This is a genomic window from Brachyspira sp. (genome assembly GCF_050873525.1).
Taxonomy (GTDB): domain Bacteria; phylum Spirochaetota; class Brachyspiria; order Brachyspirales; family Brachyspiraceae; genus Brachyspira.
This window is the reverse complement of sequence record NZ_JBNMIZ010000174.1, coordinates 1-5,601: the sequence shown is the minus strand read 5'-3', so window position 1 is coordinate 5,601 and position 5,601 is coordinate 1. Positions and strand designations below refer to the sequence as shown.

The 5,601-nt window shown below is 31.4% G+C and carries 5 protein-coding genes; 1 reads left to right on the top strand and 4 read right to left on the bottom strand.

Going from position 1 to position 5,601, the window contains the following annotated elements:
• Window positions 1-570: 570 nt before the first annotated feature.
• Entirely contained in the window at window positions 571-1,317 is a 747-nt protein-coding gene (locus ACR0QS_RS10375) for a hypothetical protein (protein WP_432633372.1), read from the top strand.
• Window positions 1,318-1,418: 101 nt separating this feature from the next.
• Here ACR0QS_RS10375 and hydE read toward each other — a convergent pair whose 3' ends face one another.
• The 4 genes from hydE to ACR0QS_RS10355 are packed head-to-tail and all read right to left on the bottom strand — an operon-like array spanning window position 1,419 to window position 5,453.
• On the bottom strand, window positions 1,419-2,537 hold the full coding sequence (gene hydE, locus ACR0QS_RS10370; protein WP_432633373.1) for a [FeFe] hydrogenase H-cluster radical SAM maturase HydE: 1,119 nt from the start codon (window positions 2,535-2,537) through the stop codon (window positions 1,419-1,421).
• 14 nt (window positions 2,538-2,551) lie between these two features.
• A complete protein-coding gene (gene hydF, locus ACR0QS_RS10365; RefSeq protein ID WP_432633371.1) occupies window positions 2,552-3,745 on the bottom strand; it encodes a [FeFe] hydrogenase H-cluster maturation GTPase HydF in 1,194 nt (397 codons plus the stop codon).
• Between the two features lie 12 nt (window positions 3,746-3,757).
• Window positions 3,758-5,167 carry a [FeFe] hydrogenase H-cluster radical SAM maturase HydG gene (gene hydG / locus ACR0QS_RS10360; protein WP_432633370.1) on the bottom strand — a complete coding sequence of 470 codons (1,410 nt, stop codon included), beginning with the start codon at window positions 5,165-5,167 and terminating at the stop codon, window positions 3,758-3,760.
• A 34-nt stretch (window positions 5,168-5,201) separates the two neighbouring features.
• Window positions 5,202-5,453, bottom strand: coding sequence for a TM1266 family iron-only hydrogenase system putative regulator (locus ACR0QS_RS10355; RefSeq protein WP_432633369.1), 252 nt, complete (start codon window positions 5,451-5,453; stop codon window positions 5,202-5,204).
• Window positions 5,454-5,601: the final 148 nt, after the last annotated feature.

The following is a 5,601-nucleotide window of genomic DNA, read 5'->3' as shown; positions in this document are numbered from 1 at the left end:
TGGAATATTGCTCGCTTTTTTTCATTAAAATAAATTTATTTCGATTCGACAAATTTTTTAACTATTTAAATCTTTAAATTTCTAAAAATTTAGATTGAATATGAAATTTATTATAAAAATAATCATAATTCTATAAAGTTATTTAAATTTTATAGAATTTTTTTAAAAAAAATTTATTTAAAGTATTGACTTATTTTTTAAAGATGTTATAATTTAATCCATAAATTAAAAAATAGCCGAAAGAAAAAATTCGGATTAAGGATGTTTAACACATGACTAGAACAGAACAGAACAGAACAGAACAGAACAGAACAGAACAGAACAGAACAGAACCATTATTGTCTTCTAAACAATAATTCCTTTCAATTTTCTTCATCCAACAAATTATACGACATATTTAATTTTTTAAGTGTCTTTATTCGTTTTGCAAAAATAATTTCTTTTATAAAAGAAAAACAAAATATATGTTCTTTTTTCTACCGAGAAAAAAGAACCAAAAAAGCTCCTTCTTTTGTCAAAAGAAGCAAAACAACTCCGTTTAGAATTCGCAATTCGTTAGTAAAAACATTTTTGCAATATTCGGAAAGTCCGTCATTACGAGGCGATAGCCGAAGTAATCTATTCTGTGTGGATTGCCACGACTTCTTACGAAGTCTCGCAATGACGATTTTATCGCTCCCACTAATGGCAATGACGATAAAAAATAATTTTGCAATTCTAAATTTAGTTAAAACCTTTTTAACTTCAATAACTTTCGATAGCTTATCAAGGAAAATAAAAAATCCTTGTTTAGTTATAAATAAAATTTATTTAAAAGGAGTGTGCAAAATGACTCACACAAAAAACATTCTTAAATCTTTATTGATAACGGTAATGGCTTTATCGTTATTGGCGGTTAGCTGTAAAAAGGACGAAAACGGCGGGGGAACTCCTACTAATCCGACTACGACTACAATCAGTGCTTCGGATTTAACGGGAGTTTTGCAATCTATTGTTATTGAGAAAACAATAGACTTTTCTGGAGTAAATCCTGCAAGCGGAAAAGCTTCTGTAACTGCATTAACTGCAAAATTTGGAGATTTAAAAACAGCATTAGACCAAGTTTTAGCAGTTGAACAAGAAGGAGTTACTGTAGCAGGAAAATACAGCAGTGAAACTAAACCAAGCGCTAGCACAGCTTTGGATTTAACTTTGACTATTACTGCAAAATCGGGTTATGTATTAGACGATAAAATGACTGAATACACTTACAATGAAGCAGATAAAACAGCTTCCGTAGTAATAAGTATAACGCCTTCAGCAGCTTGGGAAGATTAATACTCTAAATTAATTCCGCAAAAATAAAGATTTAAGCCAACAACCTCTATGTTCGATAAGGGCATAGGGGTTTTTAATGCGTAATTAACCGTAATTATTTTTTATCTTCTATTTATATCAAAATCGCCTCTTGCTCCAGTAAGAATATAACCTATTTTATCTATACTCTCTCTTAAAAGTTCCACTCCTTCGGCGGATTCCGTTCCAGTGGATATTTTATTATTATAAAGCAAATATTTTTTCCTCACATTCATTGGAGAGAGATTCGGCATAACCACATTAGCGCCATGCAATATTCCGAGTTCCCTTCCGCCTTCTTTTATAGTGCCGAGCGCCGTAGTCGCGGGAATTAAAGATAACGGAAATATTAAACGAAGAACGCTTATAAGAATCAAAGTAAGTTCCAATTCTCCGATTTTTTCGTTTGCAAAAGGCGTGTCTTTATGCGGTAAAAACGGACCGATTCCTATCATTTCTGGTTTAATTTCCTGCATAAATATCAAATCTCCCGCGATATTTTCCAATTTTTGAAAAGGGCTTCCAATCATCATTCCCGTTCCAGTTTGAAAGCCGAGATTTTTTAAATATCTTAAACATTCCTTTCTATTTTCCAAACTCATATATTTCGGATGCAATTTTGAATAATGTTCGTTTTCGGAAGTTTCATGCCTCAAAAGAAATCTATTTGCTCCGTTATTTTTTAATTCTTTATAATATTCTTCTTCTTTTTCGCCTATCGACAAAGTCAAAGCGCAGTCGGGAAATTCTTTTTTTATCGCTTTCACAATATTCGTCATTCTTTCAATATTAAAAAAATTATCCTCTCCGCCTTGCAAAACAAAAGTTCTAAAACCTATATCGTAGCCGATTTTACAACATTCTAAAATTTCTTTTTTATTTAATCTATATCTTTCGGCGTTTTTATTGCTCTTTCTTATTCCGCAGTAAATACAATCGTTTTTGCAATAATTCGTAAATTCTATAAGTCCGCGCATAAAAATATATTTTCCAAAAATTTTATCCGCTTTTTCTCTCGCTTTTTCTTTCAGATATTTTTTTAATTCTTTTATTTCCGCTTTTTCTTTTTTATTAAGTTTCTTTTTATTCAAATTATTATCGTATTCAAAAGAAGATAAAAGAGTCAAAGCGTCCTTATAAGAAATTTTTTCTTTTTTATCGATTTTATCTATTATTTTTTTAGCTTTATTAATATCAATAATATCGTTCATTAACATTAAATATAATTAACTCCGTTTATTTTAGCTATTGCCATTCCGTAATTCGTTATCGGTTTATTTTGTTTTTCGCATAATTTTATTCTGTTTAATATCTGCCTTCTCGTTCCCATACATCCTCCGCAGTGAATAATCAAATCATATTTCGACAAATCGCTTGGAAAATCCGCCCCCGCCGTATAATCAATATCGAACGCGAAACCGAATTTATTTTTAAGCATATTTGGAATTTTTACTCTTCCTATATCTCCTTCCAACGGAATATGAGTGCAGCTTTCGGCAATAAGTATTTTGCTTTTTTTATTTAGGCTGTCTATAAAATCCGCTCCTTTTTTATATATTTTTTCGTTGCCTTTATATCGAGCGAATAGAACTGAAAAAGATGTTAACGCGCTTTCTTTAGGTTTTAATTTTTCAACTTCTTTAAAAACCTGCGAATCGGTTATTATGACTTTAGGAGGCTTATTCAAACTTTTTAAAGCATTTTCAAGTTTATCAAATGTCGCTCCAATCACTATCGCTTTATTGTCGAGTATATCTCTTATAGTTTGAACTTGAGGCAAAATCAATCTTCCTTTCGGCGCTTGTATATCTTGAGGCATTACGAGTAAAACTATATCGTCTTCTCCGACTATATGCCCGACTATGCTTATTTCGTCCTCTTTTGAAATATTATTTTTTATAGTTTCGATAATAATGTCTATATTTATTTTTTTACTTGCGCTTATTGGCACGCAGTCAATATCGAAAATATCTTTTATATTTTGTTCGACTATTTTATAATTTTTATTCAAATCGATTTTATTTATAACGGCAATAATTGGAATTCCAAATTCGGATAATTCATTTTTCCATTTCAATTCTAAAAGATAATCTTCGTTTTCAATATTTTTAGTTCCGCAGTCAAAAACAAGCAGCGCGATATCCGTTGATTCCGATATTTTTTTAGTTTTTTCTATTCTTAATAAACCAAGTTCTCCCTCATCGTCAAATCCCGCCGTATCGACTATAACGCATGCTCCGATTTTATTTATTTCAATAGCTTTTTTCACAGGGTCGGTAGTCGTTCCAGCATTGTCCGAAACTATGGCGACATCTTGATTTGCCATCGCGTTTATTATACTCGATTTGCCCGCGTTTCTTCTTCCGAAAATCGCTATATGAGTTCTATTTGAATTTGGAGTATCGTTCATTTTAATATCCGATTAAAATTTGAAATCTCTTCTTCCTTCGTCAATTCCGTCCAAAGCGCTTACAAGTTTATTTTTCACTTTTTCGTTTGGGATTTTTTCTATTTCGTTAATCATTACTCTATCAATTTCTTTTTCGGTGTTATCGGAAGCGTAATCGTTGGAATATTCTTTTAAAGTTATTATCGCGTTAGCCTGACAGAAATTTTTTATTTGTCCGCTTTTTGCAAAACTCATGAATCTGTCTCCCGTTCTTCCTTCTCTATAACATGCCGTGCAGAAACTTGGCAAATAATCTATTTTGCATAACCATTCTATTATATCGTCCAATGAGCGCGTATCGTTAACCTCAAATTGTTTTGAATTTTCTTCTTCCTCTTCGACATATCCTCCAACGCTTGTTCTCGAGCCTCCGCTTATTTGCGAAACTCCGACTTCCAAAACTTCTTCTCTCGATTTTTGACTCTCTCTTGTGGAAACTATTATTCCCGTATAAGGAACGGCTATTCTTAAAACGGCTACAATTTTTTTGAATAAATTATCCGTTATCGCGTTTGGAAAAGAAGATAAATCGACATCGTCCGCTGGTCTTATTCTCGGAACGCTTATCGTATGAGGTCCGCATCCGAAAGTATCTTCCAAATGTTTTGCATGATAAAGCATCGCCGTAAAATCGTATTTGTAATTATAGAGTCCGAATAAAACTCCGATTCCAACATCGTCAATTCCGCCTTCCATAGCTCTGTCCATAGCTTTCGTATGATATTCGTAATCGCTTTTTGGTCCCGTAGGATGAAGTTTTTGATAAGTCGGCTTATGATAAGTTTCTTGAAATAAAACATAAGTGCCTATTCCCGCGTCTTTTAATTTTTTATAATTTTCAACCGTTGTAGCCGCGATATTTACATTTACTCTTCTTATAGCGCCGTTTTTATGTTTGATTCCGTAAATAGTTTTTATAGATTCGAGTAAATAATCCATACTCGCATATTCTGGGTCCTCTCCCGTTTCGAGAGCAAGTCTTTTATGTCCCATATCCTGCAAAGCTATTACTTCCGCTTTTATCTCTTCCTGCGTTAATTTTTTTCTTGCTATATTTTTATTTTTTGAATGATAAGGACAATATACGCAGCCGTTGATGCAGTAATTTGATAAATATAAAGGAGCGAATAAAACTATTCTTCTTCCGTATATTTCAAGTTTAATTTTCTTTGCAATTTCGTATATTTCGTTTTCTATATTTTTATCATTGCATAATAATAAAGCCAAAGCTTCGGTGGGTTCGAGTCCTTTCATTTCTTTTGATTTATTCAATATTTTTTCAATATCGTAATTCCCGCTTTCTACTTCAAATATAGTTTCTAAAATTTTTTTGTCGTTTATAAATTCGTTTGCATTTTTAGATTTTGAATCGTAATTAAACATAATAGCGTCTCCAAATAAAAAACTGTTTAAAATATTACTGGTTTTTATTGGAATAGAGAGCTTTTGCCGAAACTCCTTCCAACATACCAAGTTTGCCTGTTAAACTATTAATTTTATCCGAAGGAGCATTTAAAACGATACTGATTATATTTATATTTTTTTCTCTGTAAGGAATTCCCATCCTTCCTATTATAAAATCGCCGTTTTCATGCAAAATTTCATTAACCTTTGAAACTATATCTTTATTTTCAATGATTATTCCTATAACGGCAATTCTATTTTCCATAAATCAAAAAATCAAATTAAATATAATCGTAAATAATTCCTTTATGATAAACCTTAATAGTTATTCATTTAGGCATTTTTATTATATAATAAATCGTCATTTTGTAAATAGTTTTTAGCAAATGTTTTTATGAAATTATATTAAATAG